General features: G+C 44.4%; 21 protein-coding genes. 6 read left to right on the plus strand and 15 right to left on the minus strand.

Annotated elements, in window-relative coordinates; translation table 11 throughout:
* Nucleotides 1-11: 11 nt before the first annotated feature.
* The 4 genes from recJ to rnz are packed head-to-tail and all read right to left on the minus strand — an operon-like array spanning nucleotide 12 to nucleotide 4478.
* A complete protein-coding gene (recJ, locus tag RA086_RS07895) occupies nucleotides 12-2348 on the minus strand; it encodes a single-stranded-DNA-specific exonuclease RecJ (protein ID WP_308703291.1) in 2337 nt (778 codons plus the stop codon).
* 28 nt (nucleotides 2349-2376) lie between these two features.
* Nucleotides 2377-2727 carry a LapA family protein gene (locus RA086_RS07900; protein WP_308703292.1) on the minus strand — a complete coding sequence of 117 codons (351 nt, stop codon included), beginning with the start codon at nucleotides 2725-2727 and terminating at the stop codon, nucleotides 2377-2379.
* A gap of 15 nt (nucleotides 2728-2742) precedes the next feature.
* Nucleotides 2743-3534 carry an SDR family NAD(P)-dependent oxidoreductase gene (locus tag RA086_RS07905; protein ID WP_308703293.1) on the minus strand — a complete coding sequence of 264 codons (792 nt, stop codon included), beginning with the start codon at nucleotides 3532-3534 and terminating at the stop codon, nucleotides 2743-2745.
* An 8-nt stretch (nucleotides 3535-3542) separates the two neighbouring features.
* Nucleotides 3543-4478: a ribonuclease Z gene (gene rnz / locus RA086_RS07910; protein WP_308703294.1), complete on the minus strand. Its 936-nt coding sequence runs from the start codon at nucleotides 4476-4478 to the stop codon at nucleotides 3543-3545.
* 147 nt (nucleotides 4479-4625) lie between these two features.
* Here rnz and RA086_RS07915 point away from each other — a divergent pair, with 147 nt between their 5' ends.
* Nucleotides 4626-4907, plus strand: coding sequence for a hypothetical protein (locus RA086_RS07915; RefSeq protein ID WP_308703295.1), 282 nt, complete (start codon nucleotides 4626-4628; stop codon nucleotides 4905-4907).
* A 55-nt stretch (nucleotides 4908-4962) separates the two neighbouring features.
* On the opposite strand, the gene obgE is transcribed toward RA086_RS07915, so the two are convergent.
* Entirely contained in the window at nucleotides 4963-6258 is a 1296-nt protein-coding gene (gene obgE, locus RA086_RS07920) for a GTPase ObgE (RefSeq protein WP_308703296.1), read from the minus strand.
* A gap of 431 nt (nucleotides 6259-6689) precedes the next feature.
* Here obgE and RA086_RS07925 point away from each other — a divergent pair, with 431 nt between their 5' ends.
* The 4 genes from RA086_RS07925 to RA086_RS07940 all read left to right on the plus strand — a co-directional run bounded on the left by RA086_RS07925 (nucleotide 6690) and on the right by RA086_RS07940 (nucleotide 11795).
* Complete coding sequence (locus RA086_RS07925; protein WP_308703297.1) at nucleotides 6690-7445, plus strand: DeoR/GlpR family DNA-binding transcription regulator; 756 nt, start codon at nucleotides 6690-6692, stop codon at nucleotides 7443-7445.
* Complete coding sequence (pfkB, locus tag RA086_RS07930) at nucleotides 7442-8368, plus strand: 1-phosphofructokinase (RefSeq protein WP_308703298.1); 927 nt, start codon at nucleotides 7442-7444, stop codon at nucleotides 8366-8368. Before RA086_RS07925 ends, pfkB begins: the two co-directional genes overlap by 4 nt.
* Before the next feature lie 17 nt (nucleotides 8369-8385).
* Nucleotides 8386-10353, plus strand: coding sequence for a PTS fructose transporter subunit IIABC (locus tag RA086_RS07935; protein WP_308703299.1), 1968 nt, complete (start codon nucleotides 8386-8388; stop codon nucleotides 10351-10353).
* Between the two features lie 119 nt (nucleotides 10354-10472).
* On the plus strand, nucleotides 10473-11795 hold the full coding sequence (locus RA086_RS07940) for a metallophosphoesterase family protein (protein ID WP_308703300.1): 1323 nt from the start codon (nucleotides 10473-10475) through the stop codon (nucleotides 11793-11795).
* A 44-nt stretch (nucleotides 11796-11839) separates the two neighbouring features.
* Here RA086_RS07940 and uvrC read toward each other — a convergent pair whose 3' ends face one another.
* The 3 genes from uvrC to RA086_RS07955 all read right to left on the minus strand — a co-directional run bounded on the left by uvrC (nucleotide 11840) and on the right by RA086_RS07955 (nucleotide 16079).
* On the minus strand, nucleotides 11840-13654 hold the full coding sequence (uvrC, locus tag RA086_RS07945) for an excinuclease ABC subunit UvrC (protein WP_308703301.1): 1815 nt from the start codon (nucleotides 13652-13654) through the stop codon (nucleotides 11840-11842).
* A 213-nt stretch (nucleotides 13655-13867) separates the two neighbouring features.
* Nucleotides 13868-14608, minus strand: coding sequence for an amino acid ABC transporter ATP-binding protein (locus RA086_RS07950; protein ID WP_308703302.1), 741 nt, complete (start codon nucleotides 14606-14608; stop codon nucleotides 13868-13870).
* Nucleotides 14601-16079 (minus strand): ABC transporter substrate-binding protein/permease, encoded by a 1479-nt coding sequence (locus RA086_RS07955; RefSeq protein ID WP_308703303.1) that lies wholly within the window; start codon nucleotides 16077-16079, stop codon nucleotides 14601-14603. Before RA086_RS07955 ends, RA086_RS07950 begins: the two co-directional genes overlap by 8 nt.
* A gap of 204 nt (nucleotides 16080-16283) precedes the next feature.
* Between RA086_RS07955 and RA086_RS07960 the strand changes: the two genes are divergently transcribed.
* Nucleotides 16284-16451: an SPJ_0845 family protein gene (locus tag RA086_RS07960; RefSeq protein WP_308703304.1), complete on the plus strand. Its 168-nt coding sequence runs from the start codon at nucleotides 16284-16286 to the stop codon at nucleotides 16449-16451.
* A gap of 50 nt (nucleotides 16452-16501) precedes the next feature.
* On the opposite strand, the gene RA086_RS07965 is transcribed toward RA086_RS07960, so the two are convergent.
* From RA086_RS07965 to RA086_RS07995, 7 genes are all read right to left on the minus strand, one after another.
* A complete protein-coding gene (locus RA086_RS07965; RefSeq protein ID WP_308704435.1) occupies nucleotides 16502-16909 on the minus strand; it encodes an iron-sulfur cluster biosynthesis family protein in 408 nt (135 codons plus the stop codon).
* A 222-nt stretch (nucleotides 16910-17131) separates the two neighbouring features.
* On the minus strand, nucleotides 17132-17428 hold the full coding sequence (locus RA086_RS07970) for a nucleoside triphosphate pyrophosphohydrolase family protein (RefSeq protein ID WP_308703305.1): 297 nt from the start codon (nucleotides 17426-17428) through the stop codon (nucleotides 17132-17134).
* A 2-nt stretch (nucleotides 17429-17430) separates the two neighbouring features.
* Complete coding sequence (yihA, locus tag RA086_RS07975; protein WP_308703306.1) at nucleotides 17431-18024, minus strand: ribosome biogenesis GTP-binding protein YihA/YsxC; 594 nt, start codon at nucleotides 18022-18024, stop codon at nucleotides 17431-17433.
* 115 nt (nucleotides 18025-18139) lie between these two features.
* The gene (clpX, locus tag RA086_RS07980) at nucleotides 18140-19381 is read right to left on the minus strand and encodes an ATP-dependent Clp protease ATP-binding subunit ClpX (RefSeq protein WP_308703307.1); all 1242 of its coding nucleotides are present in this window, start codon (nucleotides 19379-19381) and stop codon (nucleotides 18140-18142) included.
* A gap of 221 nt (nucleotides 19382-19602) precedes the next feature.
* Nucleotides 19603-20922: a trigger factor gene (tig, locus tag RA086_RS07985; protein ID WP_308703308.1), complete on the minus strand. Its 1320-nt coding sequence runs from the start codon at nucleotides 20920-20922 to the stop codon at nucleotides 19603-19605.
* A gap of 203 nt (nucleotides 20923-21125) precedes the next feature.
* A complete protein-coding gene (tuf, locus tag RA086_RS07990) occupies nucleotides 21126-22313 on the minus strand; it encodes an elongation factor Tu (protein ID WP_308703309.1) in 1188 nt (395 codons plus the stop codon).
* Between the two features lie 215 nt (nucleotides 22314-22528).
* Nucleotides 22529-23446: a hypothetical protein gene (locus tag RA086_RS07995; protein WP_308703310.1), complete on the minus strand. Its 918-nt coding sequence runs from the start codon at nucleotides 23444-23446 to the stop codon at nucleotides 22529-22531.
* Nucleotides 23447-23485 lie beyond the last annotated feature (39 nt).

Genomic DNA, 23485 nt, shown 5'->3' on the forward strand with positions numbered 1-23485 from the left:
TAACAGCTCCTTTAATTCTTCACTGCAGCTTGGTCTTTGACCCAGATTTGAAGCGCTGCAGACTTACTATACAAAAGCGTTTCTTCAGCCACGAGTTCTTGCTCGCGTAGCTGATAACTTGGGGCGTGATGGAGATCCGCTTTCGGCGGATTCGAAACGCCATTCATGACACCATCATTTATTTTAACAAATCCGACCTCAAAAAACACCTGTATCATGAAAATAAGTAGATTCCGGTCTAAATGTAAGTGACCAGCAACTAATGAAAGTTGATGATGAATGTCCACATCATGATGTGCAACAGTAAATTTAAACAATTTCGCAAATTGCTCGCGGCTGGGCATACCAGTCAAATAGACCGAATCGCGGCGATACAAATACAAGGTCAACTGATTCAATGGTAAGGCCGCTAAAACCGCTGTAAAGTCAGCTAACGTATCTGGACAATCAACGATAAAGACTGGTTCATCAGCTTTGATCGTACTTAAATCAGTCATTTGATCCGAAACTAACACTGCTCGCGCCTGAGGTCCCATAAAATCCGTCAACCGTTTTAAGAGATTTTGATGGAAGAACAAATAGATCCCAGGTGTTTGAAATTGTTGTGCCGTCAAATGTTGCGTCCGCGCATCAATCACTTGTGTGCCGGTAACGGCAAGATCCTTCACCATAATCTGTGGCTTCGTTTGTCCTTGCCAAGTATTCGAACTTAATTCACCCACAACGGCTAAGTCAGCGGGACTAGCTTGAATCGCTGGTGCCGCGGCACCCATTGAAAAGGCAATTGCATCCAACTTATTCTGACCATCACTCAACTGTAGCTTCAAATGTTGCTGATCACTACCAATCGCCCGCACTTGTGGGACAGTTGTTGGGTTGAGTTCAAATAATGGTGCCGGATTATCCGTTCCAAACGGGGCTAATTGCTGAATCGCAGCCAACGTTTTCAAGTTGGCATCTTTAATGGCCAACTTACCGTCCAACGTCAACGTTGGTTGGGCATTATCAGCCAATTGTTGCTGATCAGCAGCGGCTTCTAAGGCGTGTTTCAAGGTAGCAAGTTGATCGGCCATCACGGTCAAACCAACCGCCATGTGATGACCGCCAAAGGCGACGAGATCATCACGAATCGGATCAATCGCTGCAAACAGATTATAGGCAGTCACACTACGACCACTACCTTTTAGGCGTCCATCCGAATCTTCGTTCAAGACTAATGTCGGTTTACCAGTACTTTCAACGATTCGACTCGCCACGATACCGAGCACACCTTCGTGCCAATCATGACCCGTAATCACTAAGGTTTGACGTTGCTGATTTTCGGCAGTTTCAGCTTGTTGCAAGGCCGTTGTCGCAATGTCCCGGACTAAGCCTTGCCGTTTTTCATTTAATTGATTGACCTGAGTCGCCAAATCAGTCGCGCGGTCATCATCAAAAGTCGTTAATAATTCAACGCCACTTTGTGCTGATTGAAGCCTACCGAGCGCATTCAAACGTGGTGCAATGCCAAAGCCAATACTGGTTTCATCTAATTTATCTGCGTCCAAGCCAGCTGCTTTGATTAACGCGGCTAACCCTGGACGAGCGGTCTGGCGTAAGACTTTCAAGCCCAACGTCACGATCGTCCGATTTTCACCAGTCAGGCTGACCAAATCGGCCACCGTCCCAATGGCTGCCAAATCCAACAACTCTTCTGGAACTTCTTCTAACAAAGCTGTCGCAACCTTAAAAGCCACCCCGGCACCCGATAAGTCGCCAAATGGATATTGGCTCTCTGGATGACGTGGATGCACAATGGCATAAGCTTTAGGTAAAACAGTCGGCATTTCATGATGATCCGTCACGATCACATCAATACCTTGTGCTTGAACGGCATCAATGACCGCATTACCAGCGACCCCATTGTCGACCGTCACAAATAATTTGGTGCCGGCTGCAATTAATCGATCAAATGCCGCCTGGTTTGGACCGTAGCCATCCTTAAAACGATCGGGAATATAATAATTAACCTGCGCCCCAATTTGGTCTAAAGTTTCAAACATGATCGAAGTACTGGTTAAACCATCCGCATCATAGTCCCCATAAACCGTAATCTGATCGCCTGCCACAACCGCTTCCTGAATGCGATCAACGGCACGCGCCATATCGTGCATTGCCAGTGGATCATTAAGCGGTTGCTGGTCAGCATGCAAAAAGGCTTCCGCCTGCGCGGTCGTGGTGAGACCACGTTCAATTAATAATTTTGCTACCAATTCTGGTACAGACAACGCTGTTGCCAACGTCGTCGCATCCGCCGTCAAGTTTTCACTGGTCGGTCGTGTCAGCCAGTTCTTTTTGGCCGCTAACATGGCATCCTTCCTTCCTTAAAAGTCACGCTTATTTCGTTGCAGGCTTAGGCTGTTCAACGGCCTTGCCCCGCGTTTGCTTGCCTTTGTTGTTCAAACGTAACGTTAAGCTCTTATTTTCCGCCGTTAATTTGGCGATTTTTTCTTGAGCAGCTGCTTGTTCAGCCTTGTGATTATTAGCCGTTTTTACCGAATTGAACGTCGCCATCAAAACAGCAATCGCCACGCCTAAGATCAACGTGATCACAATCACTAAGATTAAAGGCCACTGCACCTGAGCAAAACCAAAATTGACCTCCACCGGTTCAACATTTAAAATGGCAAAAACGATGATCACTAATACAATTACTAACGCACTCACTAACCGCCATTGATTTTTCATTTCAACGGCCCCCTTTTATTTAAAATTAAATACGGTCCCAGCTAACCAATCCCCTAACTTGGGGGCTAACTGGTAACCAAGATTAGCAGCCGCCATCAACCGTGGTCGATTTAACTCGCGTTGATGACGACCTAGTTTACTCACAATTAAGGCCGCAAATTTAACCGGATTTAACGCCAACCAAGCGACTGAATCTAAATATTGTCCCGTTGGATCCGCCGTTTTGAAGAAATCTGTTTCAATTGGGCCAGGATTGACGGTCATCACATTAATTCCAGCTGGTTTCAATTCCAGCCGCAGGGCATTATCATAAGCAATCAACGCCGCCTTGCTTGCCGCATAAACCGCTGACTTAGGCGTCGCAATCTTACCCGCAATCGAAGCCACGTTCACGATTTCACCGGCTGATTGTCGCAACATCCGCTGGGCTGCGAGTTGGCTCACTAACATGACGCCCAAGCTGTTCACCCGTAACATTCTTGCCGTCGTTGCATAATCCATCTCAACGGCTGGCACTAGATAGCCAAAACCAGCAGCATTGATCACTAGATCCAGCCGGCCAAATAATCGATCAATCTGTGTAAATAACTGATCGATTTCATTAACTTGCTCCAGATCACATTGGATCGCCACGGCCTGTGCTTGTGACAGAATTCGACACTGATCAGCCACTTTAGTCAAACGATCCTGTCGCCTTGCCGCTAAAACGACGTTGGCACCTTTTGCCGCAACTGCCAAGGCAATCTGGGCTCCCAAGCCACTCGACGCCCCCGTCACCAAGACCGTTTTTTCGGTTAAATCACCCATTTAATCACCTAAGCTTTCTGTGTTAATGGAATATCAATCAAATCAAAATCGCGAACCACTTTCGTATTTTTAAAAATCGTTTGCGCTTGTTTTTGTAACTCTTTCGCCAACTTGCCCGTATAACGTGCCGAGATGTGTGTCAGTAACAACTGCTTCACACCGGCCTGTTTGGCTACTTGGGCCGCTTGCGTACTCGTTGAATGATAGTAATTGTGTGCCAATTTACCTTCATCTTTGCCGAAGGTACTCTCATGTACCAAGACATTGGCGTGATAGGCTAAACTAACGGCATTGGGCGTCTGACGCGTATCACCCAAAATCGTCACAATGCGCCCCGGCTGTGGTGCCGCAATAAAGTCTTGACCATTGATGGTCCGACCATCTGGCAGCGTCACCGTTTCGCCTGCTTTGAGCCGACCATAGAGGGGGCCACTAGGAATCTGCATGGCTTTTAATTTATCGGCTTGCAGTTCACCTGGATGCGCCGCTTCTTCAACACGGTAACCCACACATTCAATCCGATGTTCAAGATGTTGAAATGACACTTTAAAAGTCGCATCTTCAAAAATCACACCATCCGTACCGAGTTCCTCGAAGTGTAATGGATAAGATAACCGAGTCCCCGAAACGCGTAAGGACGTCTTCACAAAGTCTTTCACACCAGCGGGACCATAAATTGTTAACGGTTCATCGCCGCCCTGAAAAGATCGTGAACTCAAAAAACCGGGCAAGCCAAAAATGTGGTCCCCATGGAGATGGGTAATAAAAATTTTTGTGATCTTGCGCGGTTTTAAAGTCGTTCTTAAAATTTGGTGTTGCGTCCCTTCGCCAACATCAAAGAGCCAGACCTCATTGCGTTCATCTAATAACCGTAATGCCGTGCTGGTGACATTACGAAATTTTCCCGGTGAACCGGCACCGGTACCTAAAAATTCTAATTGCATGGTTGCGTTCGTCCTTATCTGTACAGTCTGCTAATTATTTTACCGAAGATAATGATAATTAACAACGATTAGTCTTTGTTTTTGCTTTCATACTATTGTATCATTGCACGCAGTGATAATATAACGAAATATCAGGAGGGATGCAAAATGCGTCTCATTGATTTTAATTTATCGACTGCCGACTTGGATCGCCAGTTACCTTTATTTTGGGAACACGACCAACAACGCTCCCCCATCCAATCTCTTAATTTAACCGATCACCAGCTCGTGCTCACGCAAAAAAAAGCCGCAAAACCGATGACTTTAGATCAATTCTCGGCACGCACTCGTCAAATCAGTTCGCCGACCGGGTTATACGTGTTAACGGCAACTGGCGTGGAACCATTATTTGGCTACCGGCTCAGTGATGGGCAACTTTTACTAGGCTAATAGACACTAAAAAGATTCCGCTCACACGCTGTGAACGGAATCTTTTTGAAACAACTTAATCCATGAATTGGAATTGATAATCTAAGATTTGAATCGTATCGTCGTTCTTGGCACCGGCCGCACGTAACGCATCATCGATCCCCATCCCTCGTAATTGACGGGCAAAACGCATGACACTTTCTTCGTGTTCCAAGTTGGTCATCTTGAATAACCGTTCCAACTTTTCACCAGACAAGACAAACAATCCTGGTTCTGGATTATCGACCGTAAAGTCTTGAGTTGGTTCAGCGGTGTAATCACGATGTTCAACGTCATCAACACCCTTCACTGGGAATTGTGGCGTCGTATCCAATAAGTCTGCCGTTTGTGCAAGCAAGGCTTTGATTCCTTGTTGCGTGATCGACGAGATTGGATAAATGGCTGGTACCGTTGGTAAGGTCTGATCTGTCTTTAATTTAGCTTCAAACTTTGCTAAATTAGCTGCGGCATCAGGCATGTCCATCTTCGTGGCTACCACAATTTGGGGCCGTTTCAACAGATCTGGATCGTAACTCGTCAACTCATGATTAATCTTCAAGTAATCTTCAAATGGGTCGTTTTCTTCAACACCACTCATGTCGATTAAATGTAAGATCACTCGTGTCCGTTCAATATGACGCAAGAAACGAATCCCTAAGCCAACACCATTCGCCGCGCCTTCAATCAGACCGGGCAAATCAGCCATGACAAAGTCACGTCCATCATCTAATCGGACCATCCCCAGATTAGGCACCAAGGTCGTAAAGTGATAAGCCGCAATCTTAGGCTTAGCACTCGTGACCACGGAGAGTAACGTGGATTTACCAACTGATGGAAAACCAACTAAACCAACATCCGCCAAGACCTTGAGTTCCATCCGAATAGTCAGTTCATCACCAGGTTCACCGTTTTCAGCGATTTCTGGTGCCGGATTCTTAGGACTGGCAAAGTGAATATTGCCACGACCACCGCGGCCACCCTTGGCGATGACTAACTTCTGATCTTTCGTCACGATATCGCCAATGATTTTACCCGTATCAAAATCGGTCACGACCGTCCCAAGGGGCACTTTGATGATTGTATTGCTCGCGGAACGACCAGTCATTTGCTTGATCATCCCATTGCCGCCATTATCGGCTTTAAATTTGCGTGTGTAGCGGAAATCCATCAACGTCCGCAAACCTTCATCCGCTTGCACGATCACACTACCACCGCGACCACCATCGCCACCAGCAGGGCCACCGTTAGGGACGAATTTTTCACGTCGGAACGCCACCATCCCGTTGCCACCATTACCGGCTTTAACATCTACCTTAACTTGATCTACAAACATTTTTTTCTCCTGTTTCTTCTATATTATTTATCTACGAAATGACTCCGTGCGAAATTAGATACCTGACCTAGTATACAAATGTTCACGGCCGCCGTCAAAGTATCCGCGTCAGTAGTCAGCAACGACGTCTGATTGGTGCTGACGGCCTCAACCCATTTTAACCCGAAAACCAGAACACTTCATGATCACGATTGATGACGGTTGCTTCATTTTCGGTCATTCCCGTCAGGCATTCGATCATTTTTGACACCTAGCGCGCATAAAATTCACGCCGAAAATCATTTTAAACGCGGCATAACGTCATTAAATAGTCCCACAACGTGGTTATTGACTGTTTGATGACTGATTTTGAACTATTTTGACGTTTTTTGAAGGTTTTTGTTGTATTTTGATTGATGAGCGTGTATATTAATCTTCGGAGGGATTTGAAAGTGCTTACAGAAGAACGTCAACAATACATTTTAAATACGATCCGTTTCAAAGGCATTATTAAAATCAAGGACATTTGTTCAAAAACCAATTGTTCCGAGTCCACGGCACGCCGGGATCTGCAACAACTGGAAGAACAGGGTGACTTATTACGCGTCCATGGGGGCGCCAAATATATGAACTCGCTCCAAGAAGAACCGGCCATGAACGATAAAGTCTCACGTAATGTGGACGCTAAAGACCGTATCGCCCAACAAGCGGTGGCAAATATTCAGATCGATGATGTGATTTATTTGGACGCCGGAACCTCGACGCTCGCCATGATTCATCATTTGAATCCAAGCTACAACTTGCGCGTTGTGACGAACGGGGTCGTCCATGCCTCGGCATTAGCCGACATGGGCATCAAGACCTATTTGCTTGGTGGTAACCTCAAAGGGATCACCAAAGCCGTCATTGGCCCGGAAGCGGTTAAGTCGTTACAAGAATACCGGTTCAATAAAGTCTTTCTGGGAATCAACGGCGTTCACCCTAAATTTGGGCTGACGACCCCCGATCCCGATGAAGCCATCGTTAAGAAAACGGCCATCGCCCAGAGTGAAGAAGCTTTCATTCTGGTTGACAACACCAAGTTCGACCATGTTTCCTTTGCGCGGGTCGGTGATCTCGCTAGTGCGACGATCATTACGGATCAATTAACGCCAACTTTGGCCGAACAATATCAACCATTAACTACTATCCAGGAGGTAACTTCATGATTTATACCATTACTGTCAATCCTTCGATTGATTACGTGGTTCAACTGCCACATATGACACTCGGCAGTGTTAACCGACTTGCCCACACCGCCAAATTACCTGGTGGCAAAGGCATTAACGTTTCGCAAATTTTGAATGAGCTTGACCAACCAAACCGGGCCCTCGGTTTCATGGGCGGTTTTACCGGCACCTTTATCAGTGCCGCCTTAAAAGCTAAAGGCCTTGAATGTCATTTCACCAAGATTGCGGATGACACCCGGATTAACGTCAAGATTCACGCCGATGAAGAAACGGAATTGAACGGTGCCGGTCCTGATATCACCACACTGGAAATTGACGCGTTTTATCAAGAATTGGCTCATTTGACTGAGGATGACGTGGTAGTCATGTCAGGCAGCTTGGCTCCTAGCCTACCAGATACGTTCTATTACGATATTATTCAAAAAGTAAAGGCTGCTGGTGCTGACTTCGTGATCGATACGACCGGTGAAGCGCTGAAAAAGACTTTGCCAAGTAACCCATTAGTGGTTAAACCAAATAATCATGAATTAGCTGATTACTACCAAACCACATTCAAGAACCAAGCCGATATCATCGCCGCTGGTCAACGGATGCTCGCTGAAGGCGCTCAACACGTGCTGATCTCCATGGCTGGTGACGGTGGCTTGCTGATCACCCCAGACCAGGTTTACTTCAGCCCAGCACCTAAAGGCCACGTGATCAATTCCGTTGGCGCCGGTGATTCAATGATTGGTGGGTTCGTGGGGACTTTTGCTAAGACTCACGATGCCGTTGAAAGTTTCCGGTATGGCTTAGCATGTGGTTCCGCCACCGCGTTTTCAGAAGATATTGCCACCCGAGCTAAGATCAACGAAATTTTACCCTTAATTCAAATTAAATCTGTTACTGAGTCGTTGCATTAGAAAGGACTGTCACACACATGGATATCCGCGAACTATTACTAAAAGACGTCATGATTATGAACATGCACGCCACGACCAAGGATGAAGCAATTGATGAGTTAGTTCATAAATATGCCGAACAAGGGGTCATCAATGACGAAGCCCTTTACAAACAGGACATCATCAAACGAGAAGCCGAATCAACGACTGGCATTGGCGATGGCATTGCGATGCCACATGCTAAAGATAAAGCCGTCCAACGTGCCACCGTTTTATTTGCTAAAAGTGAAGCCGGTGTTGACTTTAACGCTTTAGATGGTCAACCCGTCCATTTGTTTTTCATGATTGCGGCGCCTGAAGGGGCTAATAACACCCATTTGGCTGCCTTAGCTGCCCTTTCCAGTTTACTAATTGACCCAAAGTTAGTTGGTAAACTGAAAAAAGCAACCACGCCTGAAGAAGTACAACAACTTTTCGGTGATGCCCAAGCTGCTAAAGAATTAAAAGAAGCTAAAGATGCCGCGGCGAAAGCTAGAAAGTCAGCCGATGCTTCCAGTGCCTCCGCTGACGAACAACGCCCTTATATCGTTGGGGTCACTGCCTGTCCTAATGGGATTGCGCACACCTACATGGCCGAAGCTGCATTGATCAAACAAGCCGAAGCGATGAATGTTGATATTAAAATTGAAACAAACGGTTCCGAAGGGGTCAAACATTTATTGACGGCCGACGAAATTTCCCGTGCCAAAGGGGTCGTCATTGCTGCGGATAAAAAAGTTAAAATGGCCCGGTTTGACGGTAAGCCATTGGTTAACCGCCCCGTCACGGATGGGATTAATAAGTCCGAGGAATTAATCAATGAAGTCCTCGATGGCAAAGCCCCAGTCTACCACGACGCTAACGGTGGCGAAGCAGACACTGATGACGCTGGCAACGCTAACGGCGGCGTTTGGAGTGAAATCTATAAAGACCTAATGAACGGGATTTCACACATGCTACCATTCGTGGTTGGTGGTGGGATCTTAATGGCCCTCTCCTTCGTTATCGAACAATTCGTTGGCGATAAGAGTTTAGCCTTTACCTTCTTCAATCAAGCCGGGAATATGGCCTTCGCCTTCATGGTACCCGTCTTAGCCGGTTATATCGCCGAATCAATTGGTGATCGGCCTGCATTGATGCCTGGGTTCGTTGGTGGTTTCATGGCCACCGTTTATACCGGTGCCTATGGTGGCGTCTATGTCGCCTCTCTTTCTGCAAACGCTAAGAGTCCTGCCGGTTTCTTAGGTGGGATTGCAGCTGGTTTCTTAGCCGGTTACGTTACTGTTTGGATGAAGAAATGGACGAAACACATGCCACAATCGCTTGAAGGAATGAAGCCGATGTTAATTTTCCCAATCTTGGGACTATTAATCGTCGCTGCTCTCATGTTCTTCATCATTAACCCAATTTTCTCAGTCATTAACCAATGGATCACCCACTTCTTGAACTCAATGGGTACGGGTAATGCGGTGATCTTAGGGGTCGTCCTTGGTGGGATGATGTCTATTGATATGGGTGGTCCTTTCAACAAGGCTGCTTACGTCTTCGCCACGGGAGCTTTTACCGCCACACAAGATGGGAACTTAATGGCCGCCGTCATGGCTGGTGGGATGGTGCCACCATTGGCTACTGCCATCGCGACTGCCTTCTGGCCAAAGAAGTTTACCGATGATGAACGTAAAGCTGGGATTTCAAACTGGATCTTAGGGATCTCATTCATCACTGAAGGTGCCATTCCATTTGCTACTGCTGATCCGTTACATGTGATTGGATCTGGTGTCATCGGGGCCGCTATCGCTGGTGGATTAACACAATTATGGAACGTTTCTGTCCCTGCCCCTCATGGTGGTTTATGGGTGGCACTACTGGCAACCAATATCTGGGGTTACATTGGCGCGACGGTCATTGGGGCCGTTATCGCCGGCGTGATCTTAGGCGTTTGGAAACCTGCTAAAACTGAAGCTTAATCTTATAAAAACTGACTGTCAGCCGACAGCCAGTTTTTTTGGACAAATAACTATCCAACCCTGCAATGTTACGGGTATAATGGAATTATTAATTTATTTATTGAAACGAGACGATTTTTTTGAAATTCCATTTACGAGTACTCACGTTAACGGTATTACTTGGTAGTGCCCTGTTGTTAACCGGTTGCCACCGCTCAGGAAATACGGGCCTAGCTCAAGTCAAGGGCCGCAATCTGACTGCCATGGTCATCAGCGACGACCATGTTATTGCCCCTAGTCTTCATGATAACGGCGAAGCCTTCGACACATACGCTGGCAATGACGCCGGTGCGGACTTGAAATACAGTGCAACGATTTTTAAAGCTTTCATTGCCAAAGCCCTCGCCACCAAGCCAGATATCGTAATCATGAGCGGCGATATTACCAATAATGGTGAAAAAGCGAGCCACGAGTATGTGGCTAAACAGCTAAAGCGCCTGACTAAACAAGGTATCCGCGTTTACGTCGTCCCGGGTAATCATGATTTGAATAATCCGATAACTCGGCGCTTTAAGGGTAAGAAACAATACGAAGCGGAAGCCATTGACGCGGCTCAATTTAAGCAGATCTACGCCAAGGCTGGTTATGATGCCGCAGTAGATCACGATAGTCATTCCCTGAGCTACCTCGTCAAACCCAGTAAAAAAACTTGGTTCCTAATGCTGAACTCCGCAATCTACAAGAGTAACTATCAACAAGGCAGTTCGACAGTTGGTGGTGGTTTGCCTGACGGGACGCTGGATTGGGTCGCTAAAGTTGGCCGTGAAGCCAAGAAACAGCATGCCACCCTCATTCCGGTGTTGCATCATAACATCATGAACCACACCATGATCAGTCAAGGTTATACGATTGGTTATGCCGACCAAGTTCGTGAGGTATTCAGCAAGGCCAATGTCAAATTGACCCTAACCGGCCATATTCATGCCCAAAGTATCAAGCATAAAATGATCAATGGCCAAGAGATCACCGATATTGCCAGTGGTGCCTTGATTATGGGCCAACATTATTATGGTACCCTCAAAATCGATCAACACACCGGCCAAGCGCAATATCACGCGACACCCCTCGACGTCAGCACCTATATTCAGCAACATCAAGGAACTAAGGCAGTCAAAGCCTATCAAAAGTATGACCACGATGTCTTATATGCTTCAGGTTACAACGCCGCTTTAAGTTCTTTGTACGAGGATCAAGACGAAAATCATTATTCGACTAAAAAGATCAAAACGCTCGCGACCGGCATGGGTGAAGCCAATATCGCTATGTTCCGCGGAACGCCGGTCAAAATAACGCCCGCAATCACCGCTTGGGAAAAGATGCCTGATTCAGTGCATTTGAAGCAATTTATCTTAAAAACTAAAAACCTCCACGGCAACTTAAAGTGGTCTGGCGATGTCCGCTAATAAAAAAACAACCGCAATCTTCGATGATTGCAGTTGCTTTTTTATTAGGTCGCACCCTTTTGATAATGTTTTGGCGTCACGCCACCGCCAGCAAGTGAAAACTTGACAGTTTGAGCGACCGTTGAAGAAATCCCTAGTTTTTGGATCTCTTCAACTGGTGCCGCCGCAATCTTCGTCATCGACCCGAACTGACGTAATAATTTATTCCGCGTCTTGGGTCCAACACCCGGAATCTCGTCTAAGCGTGAACTCAATGAATGCTTCGTATGAACTTGTCGATGGAAGGTAATCGCAAACCGATGGACTTCATCTTGAATTCGTTGCAGAAGGTAAAAACCCTGACTCTTTGGATCTAAGTTCAAATGGGCATCCCCCGCAGACGCCAACAAGTCAGCAGTCTTATGATGATCATTTTTGACCATCGCGGCGACCGGCGTATTTAGGCCTAACTCGTTTTCTAAGACGTCTTTGGCCGCATCCAATTGAATGTCCCCGCCATCCATTAAAATCAAATCAGGCAAAGCTGCGTGTTCTTTAAGCAATCGTGTATACCGACGACGAATAACTTCACGTGTTGACGCCGCTTCGTCGGCATGATCAACTGTCCGTAATTTATATTTGCGATAAAGTTTTTTATTGGGCTGACCATCCGTGAAGACGACCATCGCAGAAACTAAATCGGAACCTTGAATATGCGAGTGGTCAAAGGCTTCGATCTTATGACCCGGTGGCAACCCCAAGGCATCCGTAATTTCTTTCATGGCCCCGGTTGTCTTCTGCTCATCCATCTCAAGGAGTCGAAACTTCTCTTCTAAAACGATACGCGCATTTTTCTCAGCTAAATCGAGCAGTTCGCGCTTTTGACCACGTTGTGGCGTCCGTACTGGAATGCCTAAGATGTCACTGAGCACTTCCTTATCCAATCCAGCCGGCACTAACACTTCACGTGGTAAGACGTTATTTTTTCGATTATAAAATTGCAAGATGAAACTAGTCATTTCTTCCGGCGCAGTGGAAACAATCGGGAACAAGCGCTTTTCACGCTTCATTAACCGTGCTTGCCGAATGAAGAAGACTTGGATCGACAACCAGCCTTTATCCAAATAAAAGTTGAACAGATCGCGTGGCGTGTTGTCGTTTGAAATGATCTTCTGCTTTTCAACGGTCATCTCAATATAGGTTAATTGATCCCGTAGCTCAGCCGCCCGTTCAAATTCCAACTCAGCTGCAGCCTTGGTCATCTGTTGAGTTAATTGCTTTTTAACGGTCTCTACATGGCCATTCAAGAACGATTTGATCCGTTTAATCTGTGCTTCGTATTCGGCAACCGGAACCGTTTTAAAACAGGCGCCTAAGCATTGACCCATATGATAGTACAGACATGGCCGCTTTTGAAAGCCGTTACAACGGCGGAGCGGATAAACTTTTTGAATGAAGTTAACCGTTTCTTGGGCCGCATACACGTTCGGATAAGGGCCAAAATAATAGCCACCATCTTTACGAACATCACTGACGATTAAGATCTGTGGATCACGTTCGTTGGTAATCTTAATATACGGATAACCCGTCCCTTTTTTCAGTTTAATATTGAAATAAGGTTGATGCTTTTGAATCAGCGTGATTTCCAACAAAAAGGCTTCTTTGTCGGTCGAAGTCACGATGAATTCGAAATCAGCAATTTCTGAGACCAAGCGGGCCGTTTTCCCAGTGTGGCTACTCTTAAAGTATGACCGCACACGATTTTTTAAGTTCTTCGCTTTCCCAACATAAATGATCTGGCTATTTAAATTTTTCATTAAATAACAGCCAGGTAATCCCGGTAATAGCGAAAGTTTATGTTCAATATGAGCCGAAGCCATCTAACGCCCTCCTTACTTTAATTCAGCGTTATTAGTATACCGCCGGGACGCCGCCGGGACAAGCAATCCGCCCAGCCGTTACTATATCCAGCCATTTTTCTTAGGCGTTGCTGCCGCACTCACCCAAAACTCACCATAACTGACCTCATTTCAAAAAAACGCGTTGCCGAAAAAAACACGGTAAACCCGTTTCGGATTTTACCGTGTTAGTAATTACATTAATATTTTGGATAAGAAATCCTTAGCGCGATCAGTTTCTGGATGGGCAAAGAAATTCTCTGGTGTATTGTTTTCTTGAATATAGCCATCCGCCATGAACCAGATTCGGTCCCCAACTGACTTAGCAAAGCCCATTTCATGGGTAACCACGACCATCGTCATGCCTTCTTTGGCTAACTCTTGCATGACATTCAAGACTTCGCCAACCATTTCAGGATCTAAGGCCGAGGTCGGTTCATCGAATAACATCACCTTAGGGTCCATAGCCAAGGCCCGCGCAATGGCGACCCGTTGCGCTTGCCCACCAGATAAACTGGTTGGAAAAGCATCCGCATGGTCATCTAAGCCGACTCGTTGTAACAACTCATGAGCACGCTTCGTCGCCGTGGCATCATCGGTACCTTTGACCTTCATGGGTGCTAATTTGATATTTTCCAAGACCGTCATATTCGGGAATAAATTAAAGCCTTGAAAGACCATTCCCATTTTTTCACGCAATGAATTGACACTCTTTGTATCCAACGTCGTTAAATCTTGACCTTCAAAGGCAACTTTACCACTCGTCGGCGTTTCCAATAAATTTAGGCAACGTAGGAAGGTACTTTTACCCCCACCAGAAGGTCCGACCACAACGATCACTTGGCCTGGTTCAACCTTTTCGGTAATATCTTTTAAAACTTCGTTGTCCCCAAAGCTTTTCGCTAAGGCTTCAACTTCGATTACTGGTTTAGTCATGTTGCATCTTCCTTTCGAAGTAGTTCAAGATCCGTGACGCGGTAAAGGTCAAGATGAAGTATAAGACCATGATGACAACGATTGGTGCCACCCCACGATAGGTGTCAGAACGCACGATGTTACTTTGATAGATCAATTCAGTGACCCCAATAATGGAAACAATCGAACTATCCTTGATCAAGGTAATAAATTCGTTCCCTAATGATGGCCAGATGTTCTTCAAGGCTTGTGGTAAGACCACAAAACGCATCGTTTCACCGTTAGACATCCCTAAACTACGAGCCGCTTCTGTTTGCCCATCGTCCACGGAGTTGATCCCGCCACGAATGTATTCAGCCACATATGCCCCAGAGTTCAAAGAAATCGCAATGATCCCTGAAGTTAAGGCTGGTAAATTGACAAACAAGCCTAGACCGAAGTAAACAAACATGACTTGAACCATCATTGGTGTCCCACGAATAAATTCAACATAGGCCGTTGCAAGCCAACGTAAAGCGGTTTTTAAGACGCCACCTTTGGCCATCCGTGCTAACGCTAAGACGATCCCAATAATGAACCCGAAGAAGACAGAACAAACGGTAATGATCAAGGTGTATTCAATCCCGGTTAAGAAGGCTTTCCAATAGTGGCCCATTGACGTATTAACCGTGTTTGTCTTCAAATATTTCCCGGCAGCAGGCAAATAATCCTTTTTAACTAAATTGTCCTTTTTAATCTGATCAACTGTCTTATTAACTTTATTGACTAAGCTCGTGGAGCCCTTACGGAATGCAATTGCTGAACTAGTCGCAGAAGCGCTCATATTAAAATCAGAAGGAATCGCCGCTAATTGTTTGTTGTTTGACACATAAGCTTCGGCGGAAGGTTTTTCCATCGCAACCCCAGCTAATTTATGGCTTTGGAGTGCCAAAATTAAATCTGATTGAGAGGTCATCCCTTTAACTTTAGTATTTTTCGTTTGCTTCTTAGCAGCGTTATATTGTGTTGACCCAGTTTGGGCACCCAAAGTTCCGCCTTTGAATGAATCTTTGTTCTTATATTTACCCGTATCCGTCTTATTAATGACGATATCATAACCGCCTTGATAATACGTATGGGTGAAAGCCACATTTTTTCGACGTGCTGGCGTTGGGTTCATCCCAGAAATGATCATATCGACCTTCCCAGTCTGTAACGCCACCAATAAGGAGTCGAAAGACATTGACTTGATTTTTAGCTTCACACCCAAGTCCTTAGCGACCTTCTGACCAATTTTGACATCCATCCCGACAATCGCACTCTTACCGTTGACCGTCGCTTGGAATTCATATGGTGGATAGTCTGGTGAAGTCCCCATCACCAAGACACCCTTTTTCTGAATCTTTTCTAATGAGTCATCCGTTGCAGCTTGGGCGTGTTGATTACTCAATGGCACGACCATCATCAAGACTGCAACTAGCATGGCTAGCAGTAACCCGTATTTTTTCTTCATAAGCGTTCTCCTTGTTTTCTTTTTACAAGAACAAAGTATAGACGTATATGATTATTTATGCAAGTATTTTCGATAATTTCTTTATTTTATGCATAAAATAGTCATTTATGCACACTATAACCCCTTAATACTGTATAAAAGACAGATTGCTGACAAACACGTAAAAATTTGCTATGATTAAGAACAATTGAAAGGAATGATTGCATGAGTTTAAAAGTCCAACGCCAAGATAACTTAGATAAACTATTCGACAAGTTTGCGATTGGCCCCGATGATAAGGATAAGCTGAGCACTAAAGCCATCCAAGAAACCATCGACGAACACGCTAAACGAAAAACGGCCCAACCTAAAAGTAAAGACGCAAAAAAGTAATTAAAAAAATCACGCTTACCATGGATTGGTAGGCGTGATTTCGTGTTTAATTAGCAAATTTTAGTGCCGATCGTTGTCATTTTTTCGCGACGTTCCGCTTCAGTTTCTGGCGTAACATTCCGCCAATCAACCACAGATAACGCCCCGTCCAACATGCCACTATCATCTTTCAAGGCTAAGCCGTTGTGCCACCGCGAAATGTTGAGTCCGTGGCCTAAGAAATCTTCGTCAGCCGGTGCCGTTGCCATATCGTAGTCGACATTATTGTCTAACGGAATCGTATAAGTCGGATCAGCATCTTTTAAAATGACCAATTGGAACTTATTTCCAATCGCACAACTCCCACCTAAGCTAGAGTATTTATTGGAACCATCATCAGTCGTCAAAATAACCCGACTCCCGGCTGGAATCTTGTCTGCCAAATAAGCTTGTGCGTCATCTTTGATATTAATCTTCATCATTCAACACCCTTTCAATTATGACAATTGAGTTGTGTGCAACTCTTTTAACACTCTAAATATATCGCACCGGCCTAAAGAATGCAATTAAAGTGCTTACTAAAAATTAGTTGATCACCGCTACCATCAAAACTGCCACTTAAAGCGTCGATAATTTAGTCGAATACGAGATCAACTGACCAAAAAAAAGCCCAACATCAGACTCAATGTCAGGCCAAACGGTTATTTTGCTGCTTTATCATTTGGATATTTATGATTTAACTTAGTAATATTTTGTTGGGCAACTTCATCAAAGGGAATATCAGCCCATTCAGCAACTTGCGATAAGTACCAGAGAACATCGCCCATTTGCTTGGTTAATTGGTCCTTATTCAAGCTCTCGCCGTGGAAAGTGTACTTCTTGACCAAATCAACAACTTGTCCGGTTTCGGAGGCTAAACCTAACGATAAGTTCGTCAAAACCTGTTCATTCCCGTAAAGCGTCCGATTTGCCAACGATTGATAGTCATTAAATTCCAATGCTACTTGCCCCCTACTGTATGTGCTTCGATCCATTGCCAAATGGCATCCTTGCCCGCTTTAGTTTTAGCTGAAAACGGAATAAAGTCATCACCGGCCTGAAAATTCAAAGTTTTCTTAATAAGACTTTCTTGTTTGTTCCACTTACCACGCGCAATCTTATCACTCTTGGTCGCAACCACGAGTAATGGCATTTTATAGTAATGCATCCACTCATACATGGTCACATCGTCTTTAGTAGGCGCGTGACGCGCATCAACTAAGATGATAACCCCACGTAAAGTACTGCGGTTGGTTAAATAAGTTTCGATCATTTGACCAAATTTTTCGCGATCTTTTTTCGAAACTTTGGCGTAGCCATACCCTGGCACGTCGACAAAATATAACTGGTCTTCAACCTTGTAAAAATTTAACGTTTGCGTTTTACCAGGCTGGCTTGACGTCCGCGCATAGCTATTGCGGTTGATCAACACATTGATCAAAGACGACTTACCAACATTCGAACGCCCGGATAAAGCCACTTCTGGGTAACCGGTGGTGGGATATTGGCTGGTCGCCACGGCACTCATGACCAGTTCTACGTTATGCACTTCCATCAAAAAAACTCCTCTACCAAATAGTCTTTACCCATTCTAACACAATTATCCGCGACGATTGGTCTAGTTTAATTGATGAAATCGGGGGTTAACCGCATTCAGGACCACGATAAGCTTACGCCCATCGCAGTTCTGAATGATCTTCAACGGTCGCTTTATTGATAATGACCTTCTTCACGTCTTTACGACTTGGAATATCAAACATGATGTCACGCATCGTGTCTTCAATAATTGAACGCAACCCACGAGCACCTGTATTCCGTGCTAAGGCTTCGCGTGCAATTGCACGTAAGGCATCATCTTTGAAATCAAGCTCAGCACCATCTAACGCAATTAACCGTTGATATTGTTTAACTAAGGCGTTCTTTGGTTCCGTTAAGATCCGGACCAAATCGTCTTCGGTTAAGCGTTCCAAGGCGGTTAAGATTGGTAACCGACCGATAAATTCTGGAATCAACCCAAATTGTAATAAATCTTCGGGAACGACTTGTTGCATGATACTCTTGGTATCATCCAAGATGGCATTCTTGCCGTCTGTGTCATTACCGAACCCGATTGTCTTATCACCCAAGCGGCGCTTAACAATGTCTTCAATGCCATCAAAAGCCCCACCAACGATAAATAAGATGTTGGTCGTATCAATCTGAATGAACTCTTGTTGTGGATGCTTACGACCACCCTGAGGCGGCACATTCGCAATCGTGCCTTCTAGGATCTTCAAGAGTGCTTGTTGAACCCCTTCACCGGAAACATCCCTAGTAATGGAAACATTTTCACTCTTCTTAGCAATCTTATCAATTTCATCAATATAGATAATGCCTTTTTCAGCACGTTCCACATCGTAGTCAGCATTTTGCAAAAGCTTCAAGAGGATGTTTTCAACATCTTCCCCAACGTAACCTGCTTCAGTTAAGGTTGTGGCATCCGCAATCGCAAATGGCACATCCAAGATCCGTGCCAAGCTTTGGGCTAAGAAAGTCTTCCCAGAACCAGTTGGACCAACTAAACTAATGTTACTCTTTTGTAATTCAGGGCCATCAGAGTCTTTATCGCTATCTTCCATCGCTTTAACACGCTTGTAGTGATTATAAACAGCCACTGAAAGAGTCCGTTTTGCTTCATTTTGACCGATAACATATTGGTCTAATTCGTCAACAATTTCCTTAGGTGTTGGAATATCTGTTAATTCATGGGTTTGTTCTTCACTAAACTCTTCATCGATAATTTCTTTACATAAGTCGATACATTCATTACAGATATACACGCCGGGGCCGGCGACAATTTTTTTAACTTGATCTTGTGACTTTCCACAAAACGAGCAGTTAACTGGGCCGTTTGTCTCGGTATTTTCAAACATTCATTCTCACCTCATCGATGTATTTACATGGATTAATCATAACAGAAAACCAGGGCTAAAACCAGCACTGGCCTTGTTTATCCTCGACCAATACTATAACACGCTGTTTTGAAAATCCGAAATGATTTGCCTATAAACTTACAAACATGGGCTCATGTGTAAACTAAAAGCCTCAAGGGTAATCCCTCAAGGCTTCTAGTGACTGAACTAATAATGATTAATTAGTCTTCGCTGTCTTCTTTTTTGTCTTCAGCTTTAGCATTTTGCTTTGCTGAGTCCGCAATCAAATCAACAGCTTGGCGAATGGCAATATCATGTGACAACATGTCATCAGTTAAAGCACCGCGAACAGCGCTTTCTTCCATGTTATATTGGCCAGCTAAGTCTTTTACTTCAGCATCAATTTCATCCTTAGAAGGTTTGATGTTTTCAGCTTCAACAACGGCTTCCAAAACTAAGTTAGTTTTGACCCGACGTTCAGCATCCGCAGCAAATTGCTTGTGCAAGTCGTCTTCAGAAGTTCCAGTCAACTTGTAGTAAGTCTTAGGATCGATACCTTGTTGTTGCATGTTAGCCAAGTATTGATCCATTTGACGATGGATATCGTCTTCCTTCATGGCATCAGGAACGGCTTCAATTTCAGCATTGTCAACAGCTTGGTTTAAAGCTTCGTCTTCAATGGCATCATGAGCAGCCTTTTCTTTTTGTTCTTTAAGTTCATCCTTGATCTTAGCTTTTAATTCTTCAAGCGTGTCAACATCTTCATCAACATCCTTGGCAAATTCGTCATCTAATTCAGGGAGTTCCTTAGTTTTAACTTCATGAATGGTTACCTTGAAAGTAGCTTCCTTGTTTTGTAAGTCTTCAGCTTGGTAATCTTTAGGGAAAGTTACCTTAACTTCTTTTTCGTCACCAGCTTTAACACCAACTAATTGGTCTTCAAAGCCAGGGATAAATGAGTCTGAGCCTAATTCAAGGGAGTAGTTTTCTGATTCGCCGCCTTCAAATGGCTTGCCATCAACAAAACCTTTGAAGTCAATGACAACGGTGTCGCCCTTAGCAGCTGGTTCGTCTTCTTTCAAGACTAATTCAGCTTGCTTTTCGCGACGTGATTCTAATTCAGCGTCAACGTCTTTAGCATAAACTCGTGTATTTTGACGGGTCACACTAAGTTCCTTGTAATCGCCTAATTTAACTTCTGGTTGTACAGTAACAACCGCTTTTAAGACCCAAGGCTTGCCCTTTTCCATGCTATCAACATCGATTTTGGGTTGGTCAACGGGTTCAATTTCAGTGTCTTTAATCGCTTGTTCGTATGCTTCTGGGAGCACGATGTTCAAAGCATCTTGATAGAGTGCTTCTTCACCATACATTTGATTGAAGATTTGACGAGGAACCTTACCCTTACGGAAACCAGGGACGTTTAAGTTCTTCTTAGTACGTTGGAAGGCCTTATCGATTCCTTCTTTGATCTTGTCAGCACCAATTTCGAATGTTAATTCGCCTTGGTTGCCTTCTTTCTTTTCCCACTTTGCAGCCATTGTATTCCCTCCGAAACATTAATATTTTCTACAATTCTAGTCAATTGCATACTGGTTAAGTTTAACCTATCAACACCATAAAGTAAACAAAATCAGTTAAAAAAGCGCGTAATCTGGCGTTTTATTGTAAATTTTCTTAAAAAAAGAGACTCGGAAGAAATCTTCCAAGTCTCTTAAATGAATCAATGAAAATCAATTAGAGATTAGTCATCAATTTCAGAAACAACACCGGCACCAACAGTATGGCCACCTTCACGAACAGTGAATTTAGTACCCTTTTCAACAGCAACAGGGGAAATTAATTCAACTGTAAATGTAACGTTGTCTCCAGGCATAACCATTTCAACGCCTTCTGGCAATTCGATAACACCAGTAACGTCAGTGGTATGGAAGTAGAATTGAGGACGATAGTTTGAGAAGAATGGCGTATGACGGCCACCTTCTTCTTTAGTCAAGATATAAACTTCACCCTTAAAGTTCTTATGGGTCTTGATCGAACCTGGCTTAGCAAGAACTTGGCCACGAACGACTTGTTCCCGGTTAACACCACGTAACAAGGCACCAACGTTATCGCCGGCTTCACCTAAGTCAAGGGTCTTACGGAACATTTCAAGACCGGTAACAGTTGACTTCAATGGTTCGTCATGCAAACCAACGATTTCAACTTCATCACCGACTTTAACAGTCCCACGATCAATACGACCAGATGCAACAGTCCCACGACCAGTGATTGAGAAGACATCTTCAACAGGCATTAAGAAAGGCTTTTCAGTATCACGAACTGGAGTTGGGATGTATTCATCGACAACGTCCATTAAGTGTAAGATAACCTTTTCTTGTTCTGGGTCGCCTTCGAGAGCTTTCAAAGCTGAACCACGGATAACAGGAATATCGTCACCAGGGAAATCGTATTCTGAAAGTAATTCACGGACTTCCATTTCAACCAAGTCAACTAATTCGTCATCATCAACAAGATCAGTCTTGTTTAAGAAAACAACGATATAGTCAACACCAACTTGGCGAGCCAAGAGGATGTGTTCACGCGTTTGTGGCATAGGACCATCAGTTGCGGCAACAACTAAGATGGCACCATCCATTTGAGCGGCACCAGTGATCATGTTTTTAACGTAATCAGCATGTCCTGGGGCATCAATATGCGCGTAATGACGCTTTTCTGTTTCGTATTCAACGTGCGCGGTGTTGATAGTAATACCACGTTCACGTTCTTCGGGAGCGGCATCAATTGAGGCAAAATCTTGAGCTTCTGCTAAGCCCTTTTCAGATAATACCTTTGTGATTGCAGCTGTCAAAGTAGTCTTCCCATGGTCAACGTGGCCGATAGTACCAATGTTTACATGGGGTTTTGTTCTTTCATAATGTGCTTTTGCCATTAAATGAAACCTCCTGTGATTTTCGCAAGAATAATGTCAGTACAAATAATGCTCCGACAATTCTTTAGTTAATATTATACTACATCCTAATGAAAAGGCCAAATCACTCACCCATCACTAGGAATCCTTAAACATTATATATAGTAGGCCCTCTTTTGTAAACAGATATTATTCAAAAAATTGAATTTTTGTAAGAAAAAGCTTATTGCTTTCAATTATTGGGCGAATTCGAAATTTAATTGTTGGATTTTTTGTTGCATCGCAAACATCTTTTGAGTGGAAACAGTTACTTTTGGGGATTGCTGTCCAGTTTGACTGGTTACCAGTCCCGTGAGCCATTCTTGTGAATTAGTCACAATTCTTTCAGGATGCGGATATAAATACATTAATTCCAATGAGAGACTACGCTGTAGACTTTCATATAATGTCACGTCTTGATTAGCCAAGCGTTGTTGCAACTCCGCTTGCAGTGTCTCACTGATCGAATCAGCACCCATGGGGGGTAATTCAACGGGAACGACTGTAATCTTGGCTTGATCCAGCGTTTCAAACTCAACTGGCTCGCAAACACCTAATCCACGTAATGTATATAAAACCTCTACCCGTGAAAGTTGGTGTAAAAACGGATCAATTAAGAGAAATTTGGCGGCAGTTAAATATTTGCTCAACGTTAACCGTTTGGCCGCGTGCAAGCGTTCAGTCTGAGCAATGACTTGCAAATCAGATAGATGATAAAACTGTTTCATCGTTATTATTAACGTTTGCTGTGTCGTCGCCTCAGCTTGTTTTTCAGCCGTCAAGATTTTGGCTTGAGTGGCCGTTAGCCAAGCTGGTGCAGATGACCGCAGTTGTGCAGAAAGCCGAGCCTGAATAAATTGTTGGCTTTGCAACAAACTAGTGACTAACACATCGGCAGTCGCATCCGTCGCTAAATAGGTTTCCTCATACTCTAAAGCCAAAGTACTTGCTTGCGTGTATTTTTTTGTGTGCATCAAGGCCGTCACTAACTGTTGATTCAACTCGTAACTTTGTTTGAGTTGATAGGCTGCTTCAAACTGACTAGCCGCACTTGACCAAGCGCCATCTGTGGCCGCTGCTTTACCGTCAGTAATTAATTGCTGAAAGGTTGCCATTTTGTCCCCTCCTTTCTAGAGACCAAAAAAGTCGGGAAA

The organism is Lactiplantibacillus brownii (genome assembly GCF_031085375.1).
GTDB classification, from domain to species: Bacteria; Bacillota; Bacilli; order Lactobacillales; family Lactobacillaceae; genus Lactiplantibacillus; species Lactiplantibacillus brownii.